The sequence below is a fragment of the Streptomyces sp. ADI95-16 genome (assembly GCF_003721495.1).
GTDB classification, from domain to species: Bacteria; Actinomycetota; Actinomycetes; order Streptomycetales; family Streptomycetaceae; genus Streptomyces; species Streptomyces goshikiensis.
Genome location: NZ_CP033581.1, coordinates 3,064,622 through 3,087,794 on the forward strand (window position 1 = coordinate 3,064,622; position 23,173 = coordinate 3,087,794).

20 protein-coding genes and 2 tRNA genes are annotated in these 23,173 nt (G+C 70.4%); 9 read left to right on the forward strand and 13 right to left on the reverse strand.

Translation table 11 applies throughout. The features are described 5' to 3' along the window. Window positions 1–139: 139 nt before the first annotated feature. Window positions 140–2,761, reverse strand: a complete 2,622-nt coding sequence (locus EES41_RS13415; RefSeq protein ID WP_123078321.1) for a valine--tRNA ligase — start codon at window positions 2,759–2,761, stop codon at window positions 140–142. A 128-nt stretch (window positions 2,762–2,889) separates the two neighbouring features. Here EES41_RS13415 and EES41_RS13420 point away from each other — a divergent pair, with 128 nt between their 5' ends. Beyond that, the gene (locus EES41_RS13420; RefSeq protein WP_123078323.1) at window positions 2,890–3,840 is read left to right on the forward strand and encodes a hypothetical protein; all 951 of its coding nucleotides are present in this window, start codon (window positions 2,890–2,892) and stop codon (window positions 3,838–3,840) included. Between the two features lie 65 nt (window positions 3,841–3,905). Here the strand turns inward: EES41_RS13420 and clpX are convergent, their stop codons facing one another. The 5 genes from clpX to EES41_RS13445 all read right to left on the reverse strand — a co-directional run bounded on the left by clpX (window position 3,906) and on the right by EES41_RS13445 (window position 8,615). After that, entirely contained in the window at window positions 3,906–5,192 is a 1,287-nt protein-coding gene (gene clpX, locus EES41_RS13425) for an ATP-dependent Clp protease ATP-binding subunit ClpX (protein WP_008738998.1), read from the reverse strand. A gap of 154 nt (window positions 5,193–5,346) precedes the next feature. Continuing rightward, window positions 5,347–6,021 (reverse strand): ATP-dependent Clp protease proteolytic subunit, encoded by a 675-nt coding sequence (locus tag EES41_RS13430; RefSeq protein ID WP_123078325.1) that lies wholly within the window; start codon window positions 6,019–6,021, stop codon window positions 5,347–5,349. Window positions 6,022–6,076: 55 nt separating this feature from the next. Then, window positions 6,077–6,694 (reverse strand): ATP-dependent Clp protease proteolytic subunit, encoded by a 618-nt coding sequence (locus EES41_RS13435; protein WP_030026957.1) that lies wholly within the window; start codon window positions 6,692–6,694, stop codon window positions 6,077–6,079. A gap of 276 nt (window positions 6,695–6,970) precedes the next feature. Beyond that, complete coding sequence (gene tig, locus EES41_RS13440) at window positions 6,971–8,374, reverse strand: trigger factor (protein ID WP_123078327.1); 1,404 nt, start codon at window positions 8,372–8,374, stop codon at window positions 6,971–6,973. A gap of 164 nt (window positions 8,375–8,538) precedes the next feature. Continuing rightward, window positions 8,539–8,615: transfer RNA gene (locus EES41_RS13445), tRNA-Pro, on the reverse strand. A gap of 203 nt (window positions 8,616–8,818) precedes the next feature. Between EES41_RS13445 and EES41_RS13450 the strand changes: the two genes are divergently transcribed. After that, window positions 8,819–8,889 (forward strand) — tRNA-Gly (locus EES41_RS13450). A 191-nt stretch (window positions 8,890–9,080) separates the two neighbouring features. Here the strand turns inward: EES41_RS13450 and EES41_RS13455 are convergent. The 3 genes from EES41_RS13455 to EES41_RS13465 form a co-directional block, all read right to left on the reverse strand. After that, window positions 9,081–9,275, reverse strand: coding sequence for a hypothetical protein (locus tag EES41_RS13455; protein WP_008739008.1), 195 nt, complete (start codon window positions 9,273–9,275; stop codon window positions 9,081–9,083). Between the two features lie 177 nt (window positions 9,276–9,452). After that, a complete protein-coding gene (locus EES41_RS13460) occupies window positions 9,453–9,908 on the reverse strand; it encodes an HD domain-containing protein (RefSeq protein WP_123078329.1) in 456 nt (151 codons plus the stop codon). Further along, window positions 9,905–11,308 carry a pyridoxal-dependent decarboxylase gene (locus EES41_RS13465; RefSeq protein ID WP_123078331.1) on the reverse strand — a complete coding sequence of 468 codons (1,404 nt, stop codon included), beginning with the start codon at window positions 11,306–11,308 and terminating at the stop codon, window positions 9,905–9,907. Before EES41_RS13465 ends, EES41_RS13460 begins: the two co-directional genes overlap by 4 nt. A 90-nt stretch (window positions 11,309–11,398) precedes the next feature. Between EES41_RS13465 and EES41_RS13470 the strand changes: the two genes are divergently transcribed. Next, window positions 11,399–12,046, forward strand: a complete 648-nt coding sequence (locus EES41_RS13470) for a DUF4232 domain-containing protein (protein ID WP_123078333.1) — start codon at window positions 11,399–11,401, stop codon at window positions 12,044–12,046. Next, window positions 12,043–12,645 carry an AAA family ATPase gene (locus tag EES41_RS13475; RefSeq protein ID WP_123078335.1) on the forward strand — a complete coding sequence of 201 codons (603 nt, stop codon included), beginning with the start codon at window positions 12,043–12,045 and terminating at the stop codon, window positions 12,643–12,645. The genes EES41_RS13470 and EES41_RS13475 overlap by 4 nt, the downstream gene beginning before the upstream one ends. 33 nt (window positions 12,646–12,678) lie before the next feature. Here the strand turns inward: EES41_RS13475 and EES41_RS13480 are convergent, their stop codons facing one another. After that, on the reverse strand, window positions 12,679–13,821 hold the full coding sequence (locus EES41_RS13480; RefSeq protein WP_123078337.1) for a PP2C family protein-serine/threonine phosphatase: 1,143 nt from the start codon (window positions 13,819–13,821) through the stop codon (window positions 12,679–12,681). Between the two features lie 117 nt (window positions 13,822–13,938). Here EES41_RS13480 and EES41_RS13485 point away from each other — a divergent pair, with 117 nt between their 5' ends. After that, entirely contained in the window at window positions 13,939–15,174 is a 1,236-nt protein-coding gene (locus EES41_RS13485) for a GNAT family N-acetyltransferase (RefSeq protein ID WP_123078339.1), read from the forward strand. Window positions 15,175–15,244: 70 nt separating this feature from the next. On the opposite strand, the gene EES41_RS13490 is transcribed toward EES41_RS13485, so the two are convergent. Both EES41_RS13490 and EES41_RS13495 read right to left on the reverse strand, forming a co-directional pair. Beyond that, window positions 15,245–16,051 carry an Fpg/Nei family DNA glycosylase gene (locus EES41_RS13490; RefSeq protein WP_123078341.1) on the reverse strand — a complete coding sequence of 269 codons (807 nt, stop codon included), beginning with the start codon at window positions 16,049–16,051 and terminating at the stop codon, window positions 15,245–15,247. Window positions 16,052–16,129: 78 nt separating this feature from the next. Next, complete coding sequence (locus tag EES41_RS13495; RefSeq protein ID WP_030862238.1) at window positions 16,130–16,615, reverse strand: ribose-5-phosphate isomerase; 486 nt, start codon at window positions 16,613–16,615, stop codon at window positions 16,130–16,132. A gap of 245 nt (window positions 16,616–16,860) precedes the next feature. Between EES41_RS13495 and EES41_RS13500 the strand changes: the two genes are divergently transcribed. Then, window positions 16,861–18,315: an amino acid permease gene (locus tag EES41_RS13500; RefSeq protein ID WP_123078343.1), complete on the forward strand. Its 1,455-nt coding sequence runs from the start codon at window positions 16,861–16,863 to the stop codon at window positions 18,313–18,315. A gap of 76 nt (window positions 18,316–18,391) precedes the next feature. Here the strand turns inward: EES41_RS13500 and EES41_RS13505 are convergent, their stop codons facing one another. Continuing rightward, a complete protein-coding gene (locus EES41_RS13505) occupies window positions 18,392–18,973 on the reverse strand; it encodes a biotin transporter BioY (protein ID WP_123078345.1) in 582 nt (193 codons plus the stop codon). Window positions 18,974–19,262: 289 nt separating this feature from the next. Between EES41_RS13505 and EES41_RS13510 the strand changes: the two genes are divergently transcribed. The 3 genes from EES41_RS13510 (at window position 19,263) to EES41_RS13520 (ending at window position 23,066) form a co-directional block, all read left to right on the forward strand. After that, a complete protein-coding gene (locus EES41_RS13510) occupies window positions 19,263–20,660 on the forward strand; it encodes an amino acid permease (RefSeq protein WP_123078347.1) in 1,398 nt (465 codons plus the stop codon). Between the two features lie 154 nt (window positions 20,661–20,814). Then, the gene (locus EES41_RS13515) at window positions 20,815–22,239 is read left to right on the forward strand and encodes an amino acid permease (RefSeq protein ID WP_123078349.1); all 1,425 of its coding nucleotides are present in this window, start codon (window positions 20,815–20,817) and stop codon (window positions 22,237–22,239) included. A gap of 170 nt (window positions 22,240–22,409) precedes the next feature. Then, window positions 22,410–23,066: a superoxide dismutase gene (locus EES41_RS13520; protein WP_123078351.1), complete on the forward strand. Its 657-nt coding sequence runs from the start codon at window positions 22,410–22,412 to the stop codon at window positions 23,064–23,066. Window positions 23,067–23,173 lie beyond the last annotated feature (107 nt).

Sequence of the window (23,173 nt, forward strand, 5' to 3'; positions counted from 1 at the left end):
GAGCGCCCGGGCCGGCGGACGGATAAAAAGTGACATACCGCACTCCGCTTGCCTCGCGGGTACGGGGCCGGCCGCCGTGGAAAGCCGTCGGCCCCCGAGCGGTTCGCTCGGGGGCCGACGGCGTACGGGGCGCTACGCGCTAGGCGGCGGGCAGCGCGTCCAGCTGGGCCGTCAGGCGGGCGATGTCCGCCTCGGCCTTGGCCAGCCGGCCCTTGATCTTGTCCACGACGTTGTCGGGCGCCTTGGCGATGAACGCCTCGTTCGCCAGCTTCGCCTCGGCCTGCTGCTTCTCCTTCTCGGCGGCCGCCAGGTCCTTGGAGAGGCGCTTGCGCTCCGCGGCCACGTCGATCGTGCCCGACAGGTCCAGCCCGACCGTGGCCCCGGCGACCGGGAGGGTCGCGGTGGCGCTGAAGGAGTCGCCCTCCGGCTGGAGGCGCAGCAGCTGCCGGATCGCGGCCTCGTGCGCGGCCAGCGACGTACCGGCGAGGTCCAGACGGGCCGGAACCTTCTGCCCCGGCTGCAGACCCTGGTCGGCCCGGAACCGGCGGACCTCGGTGACGACGGCCTGGAGGTTCTCGATCTCGGCCTCGGCGGCGTCGTCGCGGAAGCCGGAGTCCTTGGGCCACTCGGCGACCACGAGGGACTCACCACCGGTGAGGGTGGTCCACAGGGTCTCGGTGACGAACGGGACCACCGGGTGCAGCAGGCGCAGCGTGGTGTCCAGGACCTCGCCGAGGACCCGGCCGGAGACCTTGGCGCCCTCGCCGCCGGCGAAGAACGTGGTCTTCGACAGCTCGACGTACCAGTCGAAGACCTCGTCCCACGCGAAGTGGTAGAGGGCCTCGCTGAGCTTCGAGAACTGGAAGTCCTCGTAGTACGAGTCCACCTGCGCGACGGTCTTGTTGAGCCGCGACAGGATCCAGCGGTCGGTCGCCGACATCTCCTCGGGGGCCGGCAGCGGGCCCTCGACGGTGGCGCCGTTCATCAGCGCGAAGCGCGTGGCGTTCCAGATCTTGTTGGCGAAGTTGCGCGAAGCCTGGACCCAGTCCTCGCCGATCGGCACGTCGGTGCCGGGGTTGGCGCCCTTGGCCAGGGTGAAGCGGACGGCGTCGGAGCCGTACTTGTCCATCCAGTCCAGCGGGTCCACGACGTTGCCGAAGGACTTCGACATCTTCTTGCCGCGCTCGTCGCGCACCAGGCCGGTCAGCGCGATCGTCTTGAAGGGGACCTCGCCGTCCATGGCGTAGAGGCCGAACATCATCATCCGGGCGACCCAGAAGAAGATGATGTCGTGGCCGGTGACGAGGACGTCGGTGGAGTAGAACTTCGCCAGGTCCGGAGTCTTCTGCGGCCAGCCGAGGGTGGAGAACGGCCACAGTCCGGAGGAGAACCAGGTGTCGAGGACGTCCGTGTCCTGGGTCCATCCCTCGCCCGTGGGCGCCTCGTCGTCCGGTCCCACGCAGACGACCTCGCCGTCCGGGCCGTACCAGACCGGGATGCGGTGGCCCCACCACAGCTGGCGCGAGATGCACCAGTCGTTGAGGTTGTCGACCCAGTCGAAGTAGCGCTTCTCCATCTCCTGGGGGTGGATCGCGACGCGGCCGTCGCGGACCGCGTCACCGGCGGCCTTGGCGAGGGTCTCGACCTTGACCCACCACTGGAGGGACAGACGGGGCTCGACGGTGGTGCGGCAGCGCGAGCAGTGTCCGACGGAGTGCAGGTACGGACGCTTCTCGGCGACGATCCGGCCCTGCTCGCGCAGGGCTCCGACGACCGCGGAACGGGCCTCGAAGCGGTCCAGGCCGAGGAAGGGGCCGTGGACGGTGATGACGCCGTGCTCGTCCATGATCGTCATGTTGGGCAGGCCGTGGCGCTGCCCGATGGCGAAGTCGTTCGGGTCGTGGGCGGGCGTCACCTTGACGCAGCCGGTGCCGAACTCCGGGTCGACGTGGGTGTCGGCGACGACCGGGATGGAGCGGTCGGTGAGCGGAAGCTTGATGAGCTTGCCGACCAGGTGCTTGTAGCGCTCGTCGTCCGGGTGGACGGCGATGGCCGTGTCACCGAGCATCGTCTCGGCGCGGGTCGTGGCGACGACCAGGGTGTCCTCGCCCTCGCCGTACTTGATCGAGACGAGCTCGCCCGCGTCCTCCTGGTACTCCACCTCGATGTCGGAGATGGCCGTCAGGCAGCGGGGGCACCAGTTGATGATGCGCTCGGCGCGGTAGATCAGCTCGTCGTCGTAGAGCTTCTTGAAGATCGTCTGGACGGCCTTGGACAGGCCCTCGTCCATGGTGAAGCGCTCGCGCGACCAGTCGACGCCGTCGCCGAGGCGGCGCATCTGACCGAGGATCTTGCCGCCGTACTCTTCCTTCCACTGCCAGACGCGCTCGACGAACTCCTCGCGGCCCAGGTCGTGGCGGGACTTACCCTCCTCGGCGAGCTGCTGCTCGACCTTGTTCTGAGTGGCGATGCCGGCGTGGTCCATGCCGGGCAGCCACAGGGCCTCGTAACCCTGCATGCGCTTGCGGCGGGTCAGTGCGTCCATGAGCGTGTGCTGGAAGGCGTGGCCCAGGTGGAGCGAGCCGGTGACGTTCGGCGGCGGGATGACGATGGTGTACGGAGGCTTCTCGCTCGCGGGATCGGCCGTGAAGTACCCACGCTCCACCCAGCGCTCGTAGAGCTTCCCCTCTACCTCGGCCGGCGCGTACTGGGTCGGCAGTTCGGAGTTGGGGGCACTGGGTGTCTGCGCGTTCTCGGTCACGGAGCACAGTTTAGGGCCGTAACAGTCCAGTCATGAAACCGGTAATCAGGGGGCCCGGCGGCCTCTCCCGCTCCGGCTTCAGTCAGGATGTCTGAAACGCATAAGGATTCCTGAAGGGGGACGCGGGCATGAGCTACAACCAGCCGGGACCGTACGGAGGCCAGCAGCCGCAGCAGCCGGGGCCGTACGGAGGCCAGCCCGGACCGTACGGGCAGCCGCCGCAGGCGCCGCAGCCCGGCTACGGCTACCCGCAGCAGCCTCCACAGGGCTACCCCCAGCAGCCTCCCCAGCCGGGCTACCCCCAGCAGCCCCCGCAGCCGGGCTACGGCTTCCCGCAGCAACAGCAGCAGCCCCCGTACGGCATGCCGGGCCAGCAGCCCCCGAAGAAGTCGAAGGCCGGCGTCGTCATCGGGGTCGTCGTGGCGGTGGCCGTGGTCGCGGGCGCCGGCTGGTACTTCACCAAGGGCGGCGGCGCGGGGGGCAGCGTCGCTGCCGACACCAAGGGCTACAAGCTGGTCGCGCCGGAGACGGTCAACGACTTCAAGAAGGACCCCAAGTCCAAGCCGAAGGACTTCTCCGAGACGGACCGCAAGGAAGCGGAGGCTGCCGGCGTCAAGAACCCCACCCAGGTGACGCAGGGCTACCAGTCCGGCGACCCGGCGAACCCGCTGTCCGCCAAGGGGCTCAACTTCCAGGGTGTGTACGGCGAGATCGCGGACCCGGAGAAGGCGGTCGACGCCTACTTCGCCCAGGCCAAGGCCAACACGATGAAGGACGGCAGCGAGGGGACGGCCGAACTGATCGGCAGCCCCAAGGCGATGACGCCGACCGGCTTCAAGGGCGCCGTGATGAAGTGCCAGGAGATCAAGTTCACGCCGAAGCAGAAGTCGGGCGCGAGCCCGAACCCGCTGTCGAAGCCCATGACCCTGCCGGTCTGCATCTGGGGTGACTACAGCACCCTGAGCGTGATCTCCGCCGTCGACCTCTCCGCCATCCTCAGCGGCGGCAAGGGCTACACGCTGGAGCAGACCGCGGACCTCACCGCGAAGGTCTACAACACCGCCCGCGTCAAGAAGTAGCGGCACGCAGGACACGCGAAAGGGGCGCCCCGTCCGGGGCGCCCCTTTCGCGTACTGCCCGGCGGCTACGCCGACTTCTCCTGCGGGCCCTGGTCCTTCGGGACGATGCGGGGGACCAGCGTCGGGTTGACGTTGGAGCGGACCACGTCCGCGGTGATGACCACGCGGGCCACGTCCTTGCGGGACGGGACCTCGTACATCACCGACATCAGGACCTCTTCCATGATGGCGCGCAGACCGCGCGCGCCCGTCTGGCGGAGGATCGCCTGGTCCGCGATCGCTTCGAGGGCCTCGCGCTCGAAGTCCAGCTCGACGCCGTCGAGTTCGAAGAGGCGCTGGTACTGCTTCACCAGCGCGTTGCGCGGCTCGATCAGGATCTGGAGCAGGGCCTCGCGGTCCAGGTTGTGCACCGAGGTGATGACGGGGAGACGGCCGATGAACTCGGGGATCATCCCGAACTTCACCAGGTCCTCCGGCATGACCTCCTGGAACTGGTTGCTCGCCTCGATCTCGCGCTTGGAGCGGATCGTCGCCGCGAAGCCGATCCCCTTGGCGCCCGCGCGCGACTCGATGATCTTCTCCAGGCCGGCGAAGGCGCCGCCCACGATGAAGAGCACGTTCGTCGTGTCGATCTGGATGAACTCCTGGTGCGGGTGCTTGCGTCCGCCCTGCGGGGGGACCGAGGCCGTCGTGCCTTCCAGGATCTTCAGCAGGGCCTGCTGCACGCCCTCGCCGCTGACGTCGCGCGTGATCGACGGGTTCTCGCTCTTGCGGGCGACCTTGTCGATCTCGTCGATGTAGATGATGCCGGTCTCGGCCTTCTTGACGTCGTAGTCAGCGGCCTGGATCAGCTTCAGCAGGATGTTCTCGACGTCCTCGCCGACGTACCCCGCCTCCGTCAGCGCCGTCGCGTCGGCGATGGCGAACGGGACGTTGAGCATGCGGGCGAGCGTCTGCGCCAGCAGGGTCTTGCCGGAGCCCGTCGGACCCAGCAGCAGGATGTTGGACTTCGCGAGCTCGATCGCGTCGTCCCGGCCCTGCGCGCCGCCGTTCTCGCCGGCCTGGACCCGCTTGTAGTGGTTGTACACCGCTACCGAGAGCGCCTTCTTCGCCGGCTCCTGGCCGACGACGTAGCTCTCCAGGAACTCGTAGATCTCACGAGGCTTGGGGAGTTCCTCCCACCGGACCTCGGAGGTCTCGGCGAGCTCCTCCTCGATGATCTCGTTGCAGAGGTCGATGCACTCGTCGCAGATGTACACACCGGGTCCTGCGATGAGCTTCTTCACCTGCTTCTGGCTCTTTCCGCAGAACGAGCACTTGAGCAGGTCGCCGCCGTCACCGATGCGTGCCACGAGGTGCTTCCCCTTCGCCTGGGAGCCGCCTGGTTCAGCGACTCCTGGTGCCTCATATCCGACGGTACCTTGCCGGGGGCCCCGTGCGGGGCCCCCTTGACGTGGTTCACATCGCCGAATCCGGCGACGGACCCACGTCAACTGGCGGCAAGGATCAGGCCGCGTTCATCTTTCGGGTGGACACGACCTGGTCGACCAGGCCGTACGCGAGCGCGTCCTCGGCAGTGAGGATCTTGTCGCGCTCGATGTCGTCGCGGATCTTCTCGATCGGCGTCGTCGAGTGCTTGGCCAGCATGTTCTCCAGCTGGTCGCGCATGCGCAGGATCTCGTTGGCCGCGATCTCCAGGTCGGAGAGCTGCTCACGGCCGGTGCCGCCGGACGGCTGGTGGATCAGCACGCGGGCGTTCGGCAGGGCGAGACGCTTGCCGGGGGTGCCGGCGGCGAGCAGGACGGCGGCGGCGGAGGCCGCCTGGCCCATGCAGACCGTCGAGATGTCCGGCTTCACGAACTGCATCGTGTCGTAGATCGCCGTCAGCGCGGTGAACGAGCCGCCGGGGCTGTTGATGTAGATCGAGATGTCGCGGTCCGGGTCCATCGACTCCAGGCACAGCAGCTGCGCCATGACGTCGTTGGCGGAGGCGTCGTCGATCTGCACGCCGAGGAAGATGATGCGCTCCTCGAAGAGCTTCGCGTACGGGTCGTACTCGCGCACGCCCTGCGAGGTGCGCTCGACGAAGCGCGGAATCACGTAGCGGTTGTCCACCTGAGGGCCCGTGTAGAGGCCGCTCGCGGGAGAGAGGTTGTTCATGTGCATCTGGGTGTTCACCATCCTGGTGGCGTTCTGCGGGCTGTCGGCTGCGGGGTACTGACGGTGGGTCCGGGGATCAGGCCCCGGTGCCGCCGCCGCCCGGAACGTTGGACGCGGCCGAGATGATCTCGTCGATGAGGCCGTAGTCCTTGGCCTCCTCGGAGGTGAACCAGCGGTCGCGGTCACCGTCGCGGATGATCGCCTCGACGGTCTGGCCCGAGTGGAACGCGGTGATCTCGGCCATGCGCTGCTTGGTGCGCAGCAGGTACTGGGCCTGGATCTTGATGTCCGAGGCGGTACCGCCGATACCCGCGGAACCCTGGTGCATCAGGATGTCGGTGTTCGGCAGGGCGAAGCGCTTGCCCTTGGCGCCACCGGTGAGCAGGAACTGGCCCATCGAGGCGGCCATGCCCATGCCGATGGTGACGACGTCGTTCGGGATGTACTGCATGGTGTCGTAGACCGCCATGCCCGCCGTCACCGAACCACCGGGGCTGTTGATGTACAGGTAGATGTCCTTCTCCGGCTCGGCGGCCAGGAGCAGGAGCTGCGCGGTGATCTTGTTCGCGATGTCGTCGTCGACCTGCTGGCCGAGGAAGATGATCCGCTCGCCGAGCAGCCGGTTGTAGACATGGTCGCCGAGGCCGCCACCGATGGACGGCTCACCCGCGGCGTAAGGCTTCAGATTCGTCACGTATCCACCTGCTCGTCTCCGACGGCCACATGCCGTCTCAGCGTCTCGTTCTGGGGCGCGGACCAACCGTGCGGACGATGTCCACCGGCTTCGGATACTCCCGTGCCCTCGTATTCATGGACCCTAACGCGCAGGTCGGACAACGCCATCCCGCTTCCCGAACTGTTCGCTCGGAGCGCAAGCTCCGGAGCCCTTCGCGCACCGATGCCGAAGGGCCCGGACGCGGCTGCGTACGGGCCCTTCGGGGCACTGCTCGGTGGGCTCTCGCCCGGGGTGTTACTTGGCCTCGTCGCCCTTGACCTCGGCCTCGTCCGCGTCGGCCTCGACAGCGGCCTCGGCGGTCTCGGCGGCGGTCTCGGCCTCGTCCTCGTCGTCGGAGAGGTCGACGACCTCACCGTTGGTGTCGGTGACCTTGGCGGCCTCGACGACGACCGCGAGGGCCTTGCCGCGCGCGACCTCGCCGACCAGCATCGGGACCTGGCCACCCTCGACGACGGCCTGGGCGAACTGGTCGGGGGACATGCCGGAGGACTGGGCACGGCGCATGAGGTGCTCGGTGAGCTCCTCCTGGTTGACGCCCAGCTTCTCCTTGTTGACCAGCGCGTCGAGGACGAACTGGGTCTTGATGCCCTTGATCGCCTGCTCGGAGGTCTCGGCGTCGAACTCCTCGACCGTCTTGCCCTGGAACTCCAGGTACTTCTCGATGGTCAGGCCCATCTGGCCGAGCTGGTGGTGCTCCAGGTTGTGCTTGCGGGTCTGGACCTCGTCCGCGAGGAGCTTCTCGGGGATCGGGACCTCGACGAGCTCCAGCAGCTTCTCCAGGACGCGCTCCTGGGCCTGCGTGGCCTGGTCGTACTGCTTCATGTTCTCAAGGCGGGTACGGCTGTCGGCCTTGAGCTCCTCAAGGGTGTCGAACTCGCTCGCCATCTGCGCGAACTCGTCGTCCAGCTCCGGCAGCTCGCGGGCGGAGACCTTGGTGACCTTGACGGTGACCTCGGCGTCCTTGCCCTCGGCGGAGCCGCCCTTCAGCTGGGAGGTGAAGGTGGCCTCGCCACCGGCCTCCAGGCCCTTGACGGCCTCGTCGATGCCGTCGAGGAGCTCGCCCGAGCCAATGGTGTACGAGACGTCGGAGGCGACGCCGTCGGGCAGCACCTCGCCGTCGACCTTGGCCTCCAGGTCGAGGGTGACGACGTCACCCTCGGTGGCGGCGCGCTCGACGTCCTTGGTGGACGCGAAGCGACCGCGCAGCTGCTCGACCGACTTCTCGATGTCCTCCTCGGAGACCTCGATGGCGTCGACCTCGACCTCGATGCCGGAGTAGTCCGGGATCTCGATCTCGGGGCGGACGTCGACCTCGGCGGTGAAGGCCAGCAGTTCGCCGTCCTTCAGCTCCGTGATGTCCACCTCGGGCTGGCCCAGCGGGTTCAGGTCGGCCTCGTTGACCGCCTCGGTGTAGAACTTCGGGAGGGCGTCGTTGACGGCCTCCTCCAGCACCGCACCGCGGCCGAAGCGCTGGTCGATGACGCGGGCAGGGATCTTGCCCTTGCGGAAGCCCTTCACCGTGACCTGCTGGTTGATCTTCTTGTACGCCGCGTCGAGGCTGTCCTTGAGCTCCTCGAAGGGCACCTCAACAGTGAGCCGAACCCGAGTCGGGTTCAGGGTCTCCACGGCGCTCTTCACGGTTCGGTCTCCTTGTGGCTGACTGCTGGGGGTTCTGCCGTCACGCTGCGATTCAGCGGTTCAGCGGATCGGGCCCGGTACATCAGACACACGGGCACGCAGCTTGCATAGTAACCGCAAGCGGCAATCAGCCCACAACGCGATCTTCGTGATGAGCGTGCTGGTGGTCGGGGTGGCCGGATTCGAACCGACGACCTTCCGCTCCCAAAGCGGACGCGCTACCAAGCTGCGCCACACCCCGTCGGTGCGACACGTAGGGTACATGCCCGAACGCCCTCCGACATGCCGTGGGCGCGCGCGGATTCCCCGGGACCGCGCGTGGGCGCCCGCGCGGGCGCGTACGCCGGTCCGCGCTCCGGCTCGGCGGATGTGGTGTGCACTCCCCCCGCGCGACCCGCTAGGATGCTGCCTGTGCCGCGGTCCCTGACCTGCGGCGCGCGCGTTGCGGGTGTAGCTCAATGGTAGAGCACTAGTCTTCCAAACTAGCTACGCGGGTTCGATTCCCGTCACCCGCTCTGAAACACAAAGGGCCAGGTCAGAGGACATTTCCTCAACCTGGCCCTTCGTCATTCCCAGACCCGCGATCAGCCCCGCATGCCCCCTGCGTGCCGTCCGTTGGAGCGGCCGGTGTTCCTCCTGCGGTGCCCCGTCGGGTCACCGGACGCCTGCGCAGGCCACCGCGTAAACCGCTCGCCACCGCCGGCCCCTAGAGCTTGATGCCCGCGATGGTGTCCGCGAGGGAGTTCAGGAAGCGGTTGACGTCCGGGGCGATGGAGCTGGACGCGAGGAAGAAGCCGAAGAGGACCGCGATGATCGCGGGACCGGCCTTGAGGTGTTTGCCGCGGATCAGCACCACCAGGATGACCGCCAACAGAACCACCACTGACAGCGAAATGGCCACTACTGATCACACCTTCGGTCGTCCCCTGGTCGGCCCGGGGCGTGCGGCCACGCACGCCCCCACATGGACCATCCTCCCACCAACGAGCCCTGGGTATCCGCCCCGTGACGAATCGGCATCGTCACGTTTGCGCCAGCGGCATCCGCACCGGGCATGTTTCGGGCGCGGTGGCGGCCGTCACGGCGCGGTGAGGCCGAGGAGGGAGCGGACATACGCGTACTTCGCGGACAGCCGCTCCCGCGTTGGGCCGTCGAGTACGGACAGCCGCGCCGGGTCGGCGTTGTGCGCGAGGTCGGCCTCCTTGACCAGGAGGGCGCCCGGGGTGGCGAGGATGCGGGCCGTGTACTGCTCGACGGGCTCGCCCGGGCGCTTGGTGAGCGCCAGCACCATCTCCTTGACGGGCTGCGGGAGGGCGGCGCCGGCGAGCCAGGCCGGGGTGAGCGCGTCGTCCTCGATGGCGTCGTGGAGCCAGGCCGCCGCCTGCTGTTCGGCGCTGCCGCCGCGGACGCGGACGCCCTCGGCGACGGCCGCGAGGTGCTCGGCGTAGGGCCGGCCGGCCTTGTCGGTCTGCCCCTCGTGCGCCGAGCGGGCGAGGGCTTCGACCTCCATGAGGGTCAGGGGGCTGCTCGTCATGCGATCTCCCTTGCCGCCGTACGGAGGGCCTGGGCGGCCCGGCGCACATCCTCCCGCGTGGTACGCCAGTTGGAGAACGCCGCGCGCAGGGCCGGGGTTCCCGCCAGCACGGTCGGGGTGACGAACACCTCCGCCGCGGCGGCCTCCCGCAGCGCCGCGAGCCGGGCCGGGGCCGGGTCGTCGGCGAGGGTGAAGCAGACGACGTTCAGCCGGACCGGGGCGAGGAGGCGGAAGGCCGGGTCCCCGGCCAGTTCCGCGCCGAGCGCCCGGGCGCAGGCGATGTCGCGCTCGACGATCTCCCGGTGGCCCCGGCGGCCGTACGCGCGGAGCGTGAACCAGGCGGCGAGGGCGCGCAGCCGGTGGGAGTTCTCGGGGGTGAGGTGGACCAGGTCGGGGTGGCTGCCGAGGGGGCCGAGGTAGGCGGCGGAGTTCTGGAAGACGCGGGCCTGGAGGTCCTGGCGGCGGGTGAACTGGACGGCGCTGTCGTACGGGACGTTGAGCCACTTGTGCAGGTCGACGCAGAGGGAGTCGCTCGCGTCGAGTCCGGCGGTGAGGTGGGCGTGCTCCGGGGAGAGCGCGGCGAAGGCGCCGAAGGCGGCGTCGGTGTGCAGCCAGAAGTCGTGGCGCTCCTTGAGCGCGGCGACGGCGCGGAGGTCGTCGAAGTCGACGGTGTTGACGGTGCCGGCGTTGGCGACGACGACGGCCGGTCCCGGGGTGTCGGCGAGGGCCCGGTCGAGGGCGGCGGGGTCGACGGCCTCGCGGCCGGGGAGGGTGGGGACGGGGACGAGGGAGCCTCGGCCGAGGCCGAGGACGGAGAGGGCCTTGGCGATGGAGGAGTGGGGTGCGCCGGAGAGGACCCGGACGGGGCCGAGCGCTGCCGCGCCGTCCTCGCTGGGGGAGACTCCGAGGCGCTCGCCGAGCCATTCGCGGGCGATGGCGAGGCCGGTGGTGTTGGACATGGTGGCGCCGCTGACGAAGGTGCCGGTGTGGGCGTCGGAGATCCCGAAGAGCTCCCGGAGCCAGCCGACGGTCTCGCGTTCGAGGTCTTGGCCGGCGCCGTCCAGGGCGGAGTTGGAGTTCTGGTCGTGGGCGGCGGTGAGCCAGTCCCCGGCGAGGGCGGCGGGGGTGGCTCCGCCGGTGACGAAGCCGAGGTAGCGGGGTCCGGCGGAGGCCGACAGGCGGGGCTCCCAGCGGTCGCGGAAGGCGGCGAGGGCGGCATCCGCGCCGGAGCCGTCCTCGGGGAGCGGCTCGGGCAGCGGCGCGGGGCCGTGCGGTGCGGCGCCGTCGGCCGCGAGGACGGGTCGGGTGTCCAGCGTCGCGAGGGCTTCGGCGGCGGCGCGACGGGTGGCGTCGAGGAGTTCGGGGAGCCGGGCGAGATCGGCGGCGAGCGTGCGGTCCATGGGGGCACGGTAGGGCGCGGGCCGGGGCGGCGGGCGGGCCAATCCGGGGTGAGTGGCCCGCGGCCGCGGGGGCGGTCGTAGGGTCTACGGATGATCGCGAAGCGGTGGGTACGGGGACTGGTCGGGGGCGTGATCGCCGTGGGGGCGCTGGCGGGGTGTGAGGTGCCGCCCCCGCCGGAGGCGGCGCCGGGGCCGACGGCTCCGGTCCGGGGGCCGTCGGCCTCCCGGCCGGCGCGGCCGCCGCAGCCCGTTCAGCCCTCGCAGCCCGAGCGGCCGTCGCAGCCCGGGTCGCAGCCGTGCCCGGAAGGCGGCGTGCGGCTGCGCGAGGCCGGCGGGGACGCCGCGATGGGGCTCCGGCTGGCCTCGCTCGCGCTGGTCAACTGCGGTACGGAGCCGTACGTACTGGAGGGCTATCCGGAGCTCCGCGTCCTGGACCGGCAGGGCGCGCCGGTCGAGGTGTCGGCGGGCACCGGGACGAACGGGGTCACCACCTCGGTGACGGGCGTGGAGGCGGCCCCGCGGAGGATGACGCTGCGGCCCGGGGCCGAGGCGACGTTCTCCATGGTGTGGCGGAACACGGTCACGGACGTGACGGTCCCGGCGGTGGAGGGCTGGGAGATCGAGGCCGTCCCCCGCCCGGGCGCGCCGAGGCTGCGGCTGCGGCTGACGCAGCCGATCGACCTCGGGAACACCGGCAGGCTCGGGTACGGGCCCTGGATCGAGCGGGACGCGCGGTGATCGTCTGGCTCAACGGGCCGTTCGGGGGCGGCAAGACGCAGACCGCCCACGAGCTGCTCCGGCGACTGCCCGGGAGCGTGGTGTGCGACCCGGAGCACGTCGGGTTCGGGCTGCACCGGATGACGCCGCCCGCGCTGCGCGGCGACTTCCAGGACCTCCCGGCCTGGCGCCAGGGGGTGTTCGAGGTGCTGGAGCTGGCCGCGCGGAGCCATCCGGGCGTGGTGCTGGTGCCGATGACCGTCACGGAGCCGGCCTACTTCGCGCAGACCGTGGGGCGGCTGCGCGCACGAGGTCACGACGTACGGCATTTCGCGCTGCTGGCGCGGCGGGAGACGGTGCTGCGGCGGCTGAGCGAGCGCGGGCTCGGCCGGGGGCTGAAGCGGGAGAGCTTCGCGGTGTCCCGGCTCGACGGGTGCCTGGAGGCGCTGCGCGCGCCGGAGTTCGCGGAGCGGCTCGCCACGGACGGGCTGACCGTGCCGCAGGTGGCCGACCGGGTCGCGGCCTCCGCCGGACTGGAGCTGACCCCGGACACGGACTCCCCGTTGCGGGGCCGGATCCGGCGCGCGCTGGTCGGCGTCCGGCACATCCGGTTCGACTAGTTCGACTAGTTCGACTAGGGCGGTGTCCGGGTCTCAGGGGGAGCGGCGGATGAGGAGGAGCGCGCGGTCGTCGTTGACGTCCTTGGCCACCTTCTCGATCAGGTGCCAGGCCGCGCCCTCCCAGCCGGCGGCGACGTAGCGGTCGGCTTCGCCGGTGAGGCGGTCGATGCCCTCGCTGATGTCGCGGTCGGCGGTCTCGACGAGGCCGTCGGTGAACAGCATCAGGACATCGCCGGGGCGGAGGTTTCCGCGCGCGGGCCGGAAGTCGGCGCCGTCGTAGACGCCGAGCAGCGGGCCCTCGCCGGTCTTCTCCTGCCAGCGTCCGGTGCCCGCCGAGAGCTGGAGGGCGGGGAGGTGTCCGGCGGAGAGGAGTTCGTAGTCGCCGGTCTCCAGGTCCAGGACGAGGTGGATGGAGGTGGCGAAGCCCTCGTCCCAGTCCTGGCGGAGCAGGTAGCCGTTGGCGGCGGGCAGGAAGCCGTGCGGGGGCAGCGCGCCGAGCAGCCCGCCGAACGCCCCGGACAGCAGGAGGGCGCGGGAGCCGGCTTCCATGCCCTTGCCGGAGACGTCGGTGAGGACGACCTCCAGGGTCCGGCCGCCGCCCGTCCGGGCCGCGACGACGAAGTCGCCGGAGAAGGACTGGCCGCCGGCCGGGCGCAGCGCCATCTCGCGGTGCCAGCCGCGCGGCAGGCCGGGGAGTTTGCTCTGGACCCGGATGCGTTCGCGGAGGTCGAAGAGCATGGTGCCGCCGCGTCTCCAGGGCACCCCGACGCGGCTGCGGAACTGGGCGATGACCAGGCCGAAGAACCCGCAGGCGGCCACGACCAGGACCGTGCCGGGGGTGACCCGGGCCGGCCCCTGGGTGTACGGCCCGAGGACGAGGGCCTCGACGATCAGGGCAGCCGCGGAGGCGGCGTACAGGCCGAGCAGGCTGGCGGGCCGCAGCAGCAGGCCGCCCGCCACGATGGGCAGGACGAGGGCGGAGGGCGAGAACCAGACCGGCAGCATCAGGGTGCCGCAGGCGATGGCGGGGACGGTCAGCAGTAGCCCGGCGAAGGCGAGCCAGTCGGAGGCGTCGCCGCGGAAATAGTCGACGGCGGATTTGCGCAGGGAGGTGCGGGCCCGGTGCCACAGCATGCGTGTCCGGGCCATGAGCGTCTCCACGCGTGCTCCGGCCATTGCACCGGGACCCTATCGATCCTGGCTGTGCGTGTGCAGGGGTACCCCCGGACCGGGGTCCCTCCGCCGCTCGAAATCATTTCGACTGGGACGGAATGCCCTGATAGGGATGGCCGTATGGCCCTTGAAACGCGCGTATTGCAGGCTGACGAGTGGGATGTCTGGTACGACCACCTGGAACTGGCCTTCGGCGGTGTGCCCGAGTCCTCCGAGGAACGCGACCTGTACAAGTCGCTGACCGAACGCGAACGTTCCCTGGCCGTCTGGGACGGGGAGACCTGTGTCGGTTCGGCCGGTGCGTTCAGCTTCCGCCTCTCCGTTCCGGGCGGCGCGCTGGTGCCCGCGGCCGGGGTGACGATGGTCGGCGTCGCGCCGACGCACCGCCGCCGCGGGGTGCTGACCTCGCTGATGCGCCGCCAGATGGACGACATCCGGGCGGGTGGTGAACCGCTCGCCGTGCTGACGGCATCGGAGCCCGCGATCTACGGCCGGTTCGGCTACGGCACCGGTACGTACGCCCTGGCGGTGGACATCGACACCACCCGCGTACGGCTGTCCGTGCCGCCGGGGACGGACGAGGTCCGGCTGCGGCTGGTGGACCCGGAGAAGGCCCTGCCCGAGTGCGAGCAGGTGTACGCGGAGCTGGTGTCCCGGCGGCCCGGGATGACCGCCCGGCAGCCGGGCTGGGAGCGGCAGGCGCTGCTGGATCCGCCCTCGATGCGCGCGGGCGGCTCCCCGCTGAAGTGCGTGGTCGCGGAGCGGGAGGACGGCGCGGTGGTGGGGTACGCCCGCTACCGGGTCAAGGCGGACTGGGACATGACCGGTTCGGAGGGCAAGGTCCTGGTGAGCGACCTGGACGCCCTGGATCCCGCGGCGGAGGCGGCGCTGTGGCGCTACCTGTTCGAGATCGACCTGACCTGGTCGGTACGGGCGGCCAGGCGGCCGGCGGACGACCCGGTCCTGCACCTGGTCAGCGACATCCGGCGGGCCCGGCCGATGGCGCGCGACTCGCTGCACGTCCGGCTCGTGGACCTGCCGGCGGCGCTGGAGGCGCGGACGTACGGGGCGCCGCTGGACGTGGTCGTGGAGGTCGAGGACGCGTTCTGCCCGTGGAACGAGGGCCGGTGGCGGCTGACCGCCGACGCGAAGGGCGCGGCCCGCTGCGTCCGGACCGCGGACCCGGCCGATCTGGAGCTGTCCGTACGGGAGCTCGGCTCCGCCTACCTGGGCGGCATCACCCTCACCTCGCTCGCCGCCGCGGGTCGGGTACGGGAGCTGCGCGCGGGCGCGCTGACGGAGGCCTCCCGGGCCTTCGCCGGGGACGTGGCCCCCTGGCTGCCGCACGGGTTCTAGGCGGTCCGGGCGCTCGCGGCTCCGACAGGTCCTGGGGCCGCGAGCCCGGCCTGATCCGAAAGGACAGGCCCTAGCGGCGCTGGCAGCCGGGGCACCAGAAGAGGTTGCGGGCGGCGAGACCGGCGGTGCGGATCTCGTCCCCGCAGATGTGGCAGGGCATGTTCGCCCGACGGTAGACGTACACCTCGCCCCCGTGGTCGTCGACGCGGGGCGGGCGGCCCATCGCCTCGGGCAGGTGCTCGTCGCGGACGGTGTCGATGCGGTTGTTCCGCACGCCCTCGCGCATCAGCAGGACGAGGTCGGCCCAGAGCGCGTCCCATTCGGCGCGCGTGAGGTCCTTGCCGAGCCGGTACGGGTCGATGCCGTGCCGGAAGAGGACCTCGGCGCGGTAGACGTTGCCGACGCCGGCGATCACCTTCTGGTCCATGAGCAGCGCGGCGACCGTGGTGCAGGAGCGGGAGACGCGCCGCCAGGCCCGGTCGGGGTCGTCGGCCGGGCGCAGCGGGTCCGGGCCGAGCCGGTCGTGTATCGCCTTCTTCTCGCCCTCGCCGATCAGGGCGCAGGCGGTCGGGCCGCGCAGGTCGGCGTAGTGGTCGGCGTTGAGCAGGCGCAGCCGGACGGTGTCGGTGGCCGGGGGCGCCGGGGCGGGGCCGAAGCCGAGCTTGCCGAACAGGCCGAGGTGGATGTGGATCCAGGCGTCGCCGAGTTCCAGGAAGAGGTGCTTGCCGTGTGCCTCGGCGCTCTCCAGTTCGCGGCCGTCGAGCAGGGCCGCGCTGTCGGCGAAGCGGCCCTGCGGGCTGCTGACCCGGACGGGGCGCGCGGCGAACCGCTCGGTGTGGTCCTGGGCGAGGCGGTGGATCGTATGCCCCTCGGGCACGGCGGCGCTCCTCGGCGGTCATCGGGTGACGAAACCGCCGTGCCGCCGGGGGTCCCGGTGGCACGGCGGAGGTGCGGGTCAGCCCTGGGGGTGGTGTGCCGGGATCGGGGGCAGTTCGCCGGTCTGCTCGTAGGCGGAGAGCATCTCGATGCGGCGGGTGTGGCGCTCCTCGCCGGAGTACGGGGTCGCCAGGAAGGCCTCGATGAAGGAGACGGCCTCGTCCTGCGTGTGCATCCGGCCGCCGACCGAGATGACGTTGGCGTTGTTGTGCTCGCGGCCGAGCTTCGCGGTCTCGACGCTCCAGGCGAGGATGGCGCGGACGCCCTTCACCTTGTTCGCGGCGATCTGCTCGCCGTTGCCGGAGCCGCCGATCACGATGCCGAGGCCGTCGGCGTCCGCGGCGGTCTTCTCCGCGGCGCGCAGGCAGAACGGCGGGTAATCGTCCACCGCGTCGTAGATGTGGGGCCCGCAGTCGACGGGCTCGTGGCCGTTGTTCTTGAGCCAGTCCACCAGGTGGTTCTTGAGCTCAAAGCCGGCATGGTCGGATCCGAGGTACACGCGCATGGGACGAGTGTGGCACGGCGGAGCCCGGCGGCCCGCCGTTGGGGGTGTCCCGGCGAAGGCTGGGGAAGTGTCGCGTAAATCACTTCTAAACCTCAAGTAAACCCAAAGAACCCAGACGGGGCCCGCCAGGACCATGATCGACGGGTTCTAGCCTGAGGCAACCATCGAAATGGGGTCTTCCGCCTTGCCTCGATGTCAGGTTTGAATGCCGGGGCTCACAACCCGAGAACCCTAAGGAATCGTCCATGAGCTCCACGACGACCCTTCAGAAGGCAGGCGACCCCTCCGGCACTCCCGGCGACGCCCAGCCCTCCGACGGTCTGAAGGCCGGTCTCAAGAACCGCCACCTGTCCATGATCGCCATTGGCGGCGTCATCGGCGCCGGACTCTTCGTCGGCTCCGGCGGCGGCATCGCCAAGGCCGGCCCCGCCATCCTCGTGTCGTACGCACTCGTCGGCGCCATGGTCGTCTTCGTCATGCGGATGCTCGGCGAGATGGCCGCCGCCAGCCCGAACTCGGGCTCCTTCTCCGCGTACGCCGACCGCGCGCTCGGCCGCTGGGCCGGCTTCTCCATCGGCTGGCTGTACTGGTTCTTCTGGGTCGTCGTGCTGGCCGTCGAGGCCACCGCCGGCGCCGTCATCCTCGAAGGCTGGGTCCCGGCCGTCCCGCAGTGGGCCTGGGCACTGATCGTGATGGCGGTCCTGACCGTCACCAACCTCGGCTCGGTCGCCTCCTACGGCGAGTTCGAGTTCTGGTTCGCGGGCATCAAGGTCGTCGCCATCGGCGCGTTCGTGATCATCGGCATGCTGGCCGTCTTCGGCGTGCTGCCGGGCTCGGACAACCCGGGCGCGGGCTTCGCGCACCTGACCGACGCGGGCGGGTTCATGCCCAACGGCTGGGGCTCGATCCTCACCGGTGTGCTGATGGTCGTCTTCTCCTTCATGGGCAGCGAGATCGTCACGCTGGCCGCCGGCGAGTCCGAGAACCCGCGGCGCGCGGTCACCAAGGCCACCAACTCGGTGATCTGGCGCATCGGCGTCTTCTACCTGGGCTCGATCTTCATCGTCCTGACCCTGCTGCCGTGGAACGACGAGTCGATCGTCAAGAAGGGCTCGTACGTCGCCGCCCTGGACTCGATCGGCATCGCGCACGCCGGCCAGATCATGAACGTGATCGTCCTGACGGCCGTGCTGTCCTGCCTGAACTCGGGCCTGTACACCGCTTCCCGCATGGCGTTCTCGCTGGGCGAGCGCGGTGACGCCCCGAAGGCCTTCGCCAAGGTCAGCAAGAGGGGCGTGCCGACGGCCGCCATCCTGGGCTCCGTGGTCTTCGGCTTCGTCGCCGTGTACTTCAACTACGCGTTCAAGGACACCGTCTTCAACTTCCTGCTGAACTCCTCGGGTGCGATCGCGCTCTTCGTGTGGCTGGTCATCTGCCTGACCCAGCTGCGGATGCGCAAGATCCTGGTCCGCGAGTCGCCGGAGAAGCTGACGGTCAAGATGTGGCTGTTCCCGTACCTGACGTACGCCACCGCCGCGATGATCACCTTCGTCCTGGCCTACATGGTCTACGACAAGGACAACCGCGAGACGGTGACGCTGTCGCTGCTCGTCGCGGCCGTGGTGCTGGTCATCGGCGTGGTGCGCGACAAGCGCCGCAAGGCCGCGGCCGCCTCCGCCGCCGCCTCCGTCGAGGCGTAGCCGCCCCGGCACCCCGCCCGCACAGCACGCAGCCCCGGACCGCCGATCGCGGTCCGGGGCTGCGGTGTACGGGGCGCTACGCGCGGCCGAGCAGCTTCCACGTGGCGGGCAGCAGACCCATGGCGAGCGCGGCCTTGAGGGCGTCGCCGATCAGGAACGGGGTCAGGCCCGCCGCGACGGCCGCGCCGAAGGACATGCCGGTGGACAGCGCCAGGTACGGCACGCCCACCGCGTAGATCAGCGCGGAGCCGAGGACCATCGCGCCGGCGGTGCGCGGCACCGAACGGTCGGCGCCGCGCCGGGCGAGGGCGCCGACGACGGTGGCGGCGAGCAGCATGCCGAGGACGTAGCCGAAGGAGGCGCCGCCCGCGCCCGAGGTGCCGTTCGCGAACCACGGCACGCCCGCCATGCCGACGAGGGCGTAGAGGGCGAGCGAGAGGAAGCCGCGGCGGGCGCCGAAGGCGGTGCCGACCAGCAGGGCCGCGAAGGTCTGGCCGGTGACCGGGACCGGGGAGCCGGGGACGGGCACGGCGATCTGCGCGGCCAGGCCGGTGAGCGCGGCTCCGCCGGCGACGAGCGCGATGTCGCGGACGCGGCTCGCGGGCAGCAGGTCGGCGAGGACGGCGCCGGGGCGGAAGGAGACGGAAGCAGTGCTCATCAAGAGGCTCCGCGGAGTGAGGGGTGCGTGACGGGACGATGATCGACGCTAGTCCTGGAGCGGGTCTCGCCCCACAGTCGACCGGAACAAAGCCCTGCTCACCGCTTTGGTGGGGAGTTCACAAATAAGCCGGATCGGACCCGCGTCACAGTGATCCGCATCACGAGTCAGTTCAGACCACACGTCCGTTTTGCGCGGATGGGCCGCATCCGGTGAGACTGTAGGGTCCCGCCAATCCGATGTGGATCACCCACCGCCGCTGCCGAGCACGAGAGTACGAGCACCCCTCATGCGCGACCCCCTGCCCGAAGCACCTTCCGACCCGGGCGAGCTGCCCGTGGAACCCCTCAGTCACAGCCTCAAGCAGCGCCACCTGACCATGCTGGGCCTCGGCGGCGTGATCGGCGCCGGGCTCTTCGTCGGCTCCGGCGCCGGCATCGGCATCGCCGGTCCGGCGATCATCTGCTCCTACCTGCTGGCGGGCGCCCTCGCCATGCTGGTGATGCGGGCGCTCGGCGAGATGTCGGCGGCGATGCCCGCCTCCGGCTCGTTCTCCGTGTACGCGGAGAAGGCACTGGGACGCTGGGCCGGTTTCTCGGCGGGCTGGCTGTACTGGTTCCTGCTGGTCGTGGTGCTGGCGGTGGAGGCGACCGGCGCCGCGAAGATCGCGAACGGCTGGCTGCCCGCGGTGGACCAGTGGGTCTGGGTGCTGGTCTTCATGGTGGTCTTCACCGTGAGCAACCTGGCCGCCGTGAAGAACTTCGGCGAGTTCGAGTTCTGGTTCGCGGCCCTCAAGGTCGGCGCGATCGTGCTGTTCCTGATCCTCGGCACCCTGGCGGTCTTCGGGTTCCTCCCCGACACGGATCCCATCGGCACGGCCAATCTGACCGGGCACGGCGGGTTCTTCCCCGAGGGCTTCGGGGGCGTGGTCGCCGGCATGCTCGCCGTCATCTTCGCCTTCGGCGGCCTGGAGGTCGTCACCATCGCGGCGGCCGAGTCCGACGACCCGGCCAAGTCCGTGGCCCGCGCGGTGCGCAGCGCCGTGTGGCGCATCCTCTTCTTCTACGTCGGCTCGATGCTGGTCATCGTGACCCTGCTGCCGTGGGACTCGCTGGAGCCGGGACAGAGCCCGTACGTCGCCGTCCTGGACTCCATCGGCATCCCTGGGGCGGGCCAGATCATGAACATCGTGGTGTTCGTGGCGCTGCTGTCGGCGCTGAACGCCAATCTGTACGGGTCCTCGCGCATCGTGTTCTCGCTGGCCGAGCGGGGCGAGGCGCCGCAGGCGCTGCTGAAGGTGTCGGGCGGCGGGGTGCCGCGCCGGGCCGTGTTCGCCTCGGTGGCCTTCGGGTTCGTGTCGGTGGTTCTGAACCTGCTGTGGCCGGACACGGTGTTCCTCTACATGCTCAACGCGGTCGGCGCGGTGCTGCTGTTCGTGTGGGCGCTGATCGCGGTGTCGGAGCTGAAGCTGCGGCGGATGCTGGAGCGGGAGATGCCGGAGCGGCTGACGCTGCGGATGTGGTGCTTCCCGTACCTGACGTGGGCGGCGCTGGCCGGGATGGCGGCGGTGCTGGTGCTGATGCTGTTCGACGACGCGGCGCGGCCGCAGCTGCTGTGGTCCACGGGTGCGGCGGGCGCCGTGCTGGTGGTGGCCTGGGTGCGGGAGCTGCGGGCCCGGCGTTCTTGACGTCCGCGGGGAAGCGGTGGGGGCGCGGCCCCGGGACTCCGGTCCCGGGGCCGCGCCCTTTCCCGTGTGCGGATCTGATCACGCGACGTGAAACCCGCGTCCGGATGCTGGACAGCAAACGTCCGATAAGCGGACGGTCGGCAGACTGGGCCCCATGAGTCAGAGCACCATCGCACCCCCTGAGCGGCAGGCGGCACCCGGCTCCGGGTCCCCCCTCGGCAACGGCCTCAAGCAGCGCCACCTTTCGATGATCGCCCTCGGCGGGGTCATCGGCGCCGGGCTCTTCGTCGGTTCCGGCGCCGGCATCGCCGCGGCCGGCCCGTCGATCGTGATCGCGTACGCCGTGTCCGGCCTGCTCGTGATGTTCGTGATGCGGATGCTCGGCGAGATGTCGGCCGCGAACCCCGCCTCCGGCTCCTTCTCGGTGCACGCCGACCGGGCCATCGGCCCGTGGGCCGGGTTCACGGCCGGCTGGATGTTCTGGACGCTGCTGTGCGTCGGGGTGGCCATCGAGGCCATCGGCGCGGCGCACATCATGACGGGCTGGTTCCCGGGCACCCCCTCCTGGGTGTGGGTGCTCGCCTTCATGGCGCTGTTCTGCGGCTCCAACCTGGCCGCCGTCTCCAACTTCGGAGAGTTCGAGTTCTGGTTCGCCGCCCTCAAGATCGGCGCGATCGCGCTGTTCCTGGGCCTGGGCGTGCTGGCCGTCCTGGGCCTGCTGCCCGGCACCTCCTCCCCCGGCGCCGCCAACCTGGTCCACGACGGCGGCTTCCTGCCCAACGGGGTGGACGGCCTGCTGGTCGGGCTGCTGGCCTCGGTCGTCGCGTACGGCGGGCTGGAGACGGTGACCATCGCCGCCGCCGAGTCGGAGAACCCGGTCAAGGGCGTGGCGAAGGCCGTGAAGACCACCATGTGGCGGATCGCGATCGTCTACGTCGGCTCGATGCTGCTCATCGTCACCCTGCTGCCGTGGAACGACCCGGCGGTGGTCGAGAACGGCCCGTACGCCGCCACGCTGGACCGGCTGGGCATCCCCGGCGCCGGCCAGATCATGAACGTGGTGATCCTGGTGGCCCTGCTGTCCGCGATGAACGCCAACATCTACGGCTCCTCGCGCATGGCCTACTCCCTGATCTCCCGCGGCCAGGGCCCGAAGGCACTGGGCAAGGTCAGCGGCCGGGTGCCGCGGCGCGCGGTGCTGGCCTCCTCGGGCTTCGGCTTCGTCACCGTGCTGCTGTCGTACTGGTACCCGGACACCCTGTTCGCCTGGCTGCTGAACATGGTCGGCGGGGTCATCCTCGTCGTCTGGGGCTTCATCGCCGTCTCCCAGTTCGTGCTGCGCCGGCGGCTGGAGCGGGAGGCGCCGCAGAAGCTGACCGTGAAGATGTGGGGCTTCCCCTACCTGACGTGGGTCGCGCTGGCCGGGGTGGCCGGGGTGCTCGTACTGATGGCGATGGACGGGGACACCCGGGTCCAGGTGACCTTCACCGGCGGCCTGACGGTCGCCCTCGCTGTCACCGGCTACGTGATGCAGCGCCGCGCCGCGGCGACCGCCGCCCCCGGAGCCACCGAGGCCTGAGGCTCCTGACGTTCCCCCAGATCTCCCGGTGGGCCCCCGCGCGAAAGCGCGGGGGCCCACCGGCGTTCAGGCAGGTAACCCTTACATGAGAGCAGGAATAGATACTGCTAGCGTGCAGTTGCGCATGAGTTGCAATAAGAAGTTGGCACGCTGAGGGGACCGGATTACGCATGGCCATCTACACGCTTCCTGAGCTTCCTTACGACTACGCGGCGCTGGAGCCGGTGATCAACCCGCAGATCATCGAGCTCCACCACGACAAGCACCACGCGGCCTACGTCGCCGGTGCCAACTCCACGCTGGAGCAGTTGGAGGAGGCGCGCGACAAGGAGAACTGGGGCGCGCTGAACGGGCTGGAGAAGAACCTCGCGTTCCACCTCTCCGGCCACATCCTGCACAGCATCTACTGGCACAACATGGCCAGCCCGAAGACCGGCGAGGGCGGCGGCGAGCCCACCGCCGCCGACGGCCTGGGCGAGCTCGCGGACGCCATCACCGCGTCCTTCGGCTCCTTCGCCAAGTTCAAGAAGCAGCTGACCTTCGCGTCCTCGGCCACGCAGGGCTCCGGCTGGGGCGTGCTCGCGTACGAGCCCGTCAGCGGCCGCCTGATCGTCGAGCAGATCTACGACCACCAGGGCAACGTGGGCCAGGCCTCCGTGCCGGTCCTGGTCTTCGACGCCTGGGAGCACGCCTTCTACCTTCAGTACAAGAACCAGAAGGTGGACTTCATCGAGGCCATGTGGAACGTCGTGAACTGGCAGGACGTGGCCAAGCGCTACGCCGATGCCAAGGCGAACACCCCTCTGCTGATCCCCGCCAAGGGCTGATCGGCGCCACCGGCCCGCCCGCCTCGTGATCGTCTTCTCAGCCTTCGCGTGCGGGCGTGTACAGCGGAAGACCCCCGTGAGGACGTGACTCACGGGGGTCTTCTGTG

Coding starts and splice junctions, on each gene's coding strand:
- EES41_RS13500 (WP_123078343.1), top strand. CDS start 16,861: ATGAGCTCCACGACGACCCTTCAGAAGGCAGGCGACCCCTCCGGCACT.
- EES41_RS13485 (WP_123078339.1), top strand. CDS start 13,939: ATGGCCCTTGAAACGCGCGTATTGCAGGCTGACGAGTGGGATGTCTGG.
- EES41_RS13470 (WP_123078333.1), top strand. CDS start 11,399: ATGATCGCGAAGCGGTGGGTACGGGGACTGGTCGGGGGCGTGATCGCC.
- EES41_RS13520 (WP_123078351.1), top strand. CDS start 22,410: ATGGCCATCTACACGCTTCCTGAGCTTCCTTACGACTACGCGGCGCTG.
- EES41_RS13465 (WP_123078331.1), bottom strand. CDS start 11,308: ATGGACCGCACGCTCGCCGCCGATCTCGCCCGGCTCCCCGAACTCCTC.
- EES41_RS13420 (WP_123078323.1), top strand. CDS start 2,890: ATGAGCTACAACCAGCCGGGACCGTACGGAGGCCAGCAGCCGCAGCAG.
- EES41_RS13510 (WP_123078347.1), top strand. CDS start 19,263: ATGCGCGACCCCCTGCCCGAAGCACCTTCCGACCCGGGCGAGCTGCCC.
- EES41_RS13495 (WP_030862238.1), bottom strand. CDS start 16,615: ATGCGCGTGTACCTCGGATCCGACCATGCCGGCTTTGAGCTCAAGAAC.
- EES41_RS13430 (WP_123078325.1), bottom strand. CDS start 6,021: ATGGTGAACACCCAGATGCACATGAACAACCTCTCTCCCGCGAGCGGC.
- EES41_RS13460 (WP_123078329.1), bottom strand. CDS start 9,908: ATGACGAGCAGCCCCCTGACCCTCATGGAGGTCGAAGCCCTCGCCCGC.
- EES41_RS13505 (WP_123078345.1), bottom strand. CDS start 18,973: ATGAGCACTGCTTCCGTCTCCTTCCGCCCCGGCGCCGTCCTCGCCGAC.
- EES41_RS13515 (WP_123078349.1), top strand. CDS start 20,815: ATGAGTCAGAGCACCATCGCACCCCCTGAGCGGCAGGCGGCACCCGGC.
- EES41_RS13480 (WP_123078337.1), bottom strand. CDS start 13,821: ATGGCCGGAGCACGCGTGGAGACGCTCATGGCCCGGACACGCATGCTG.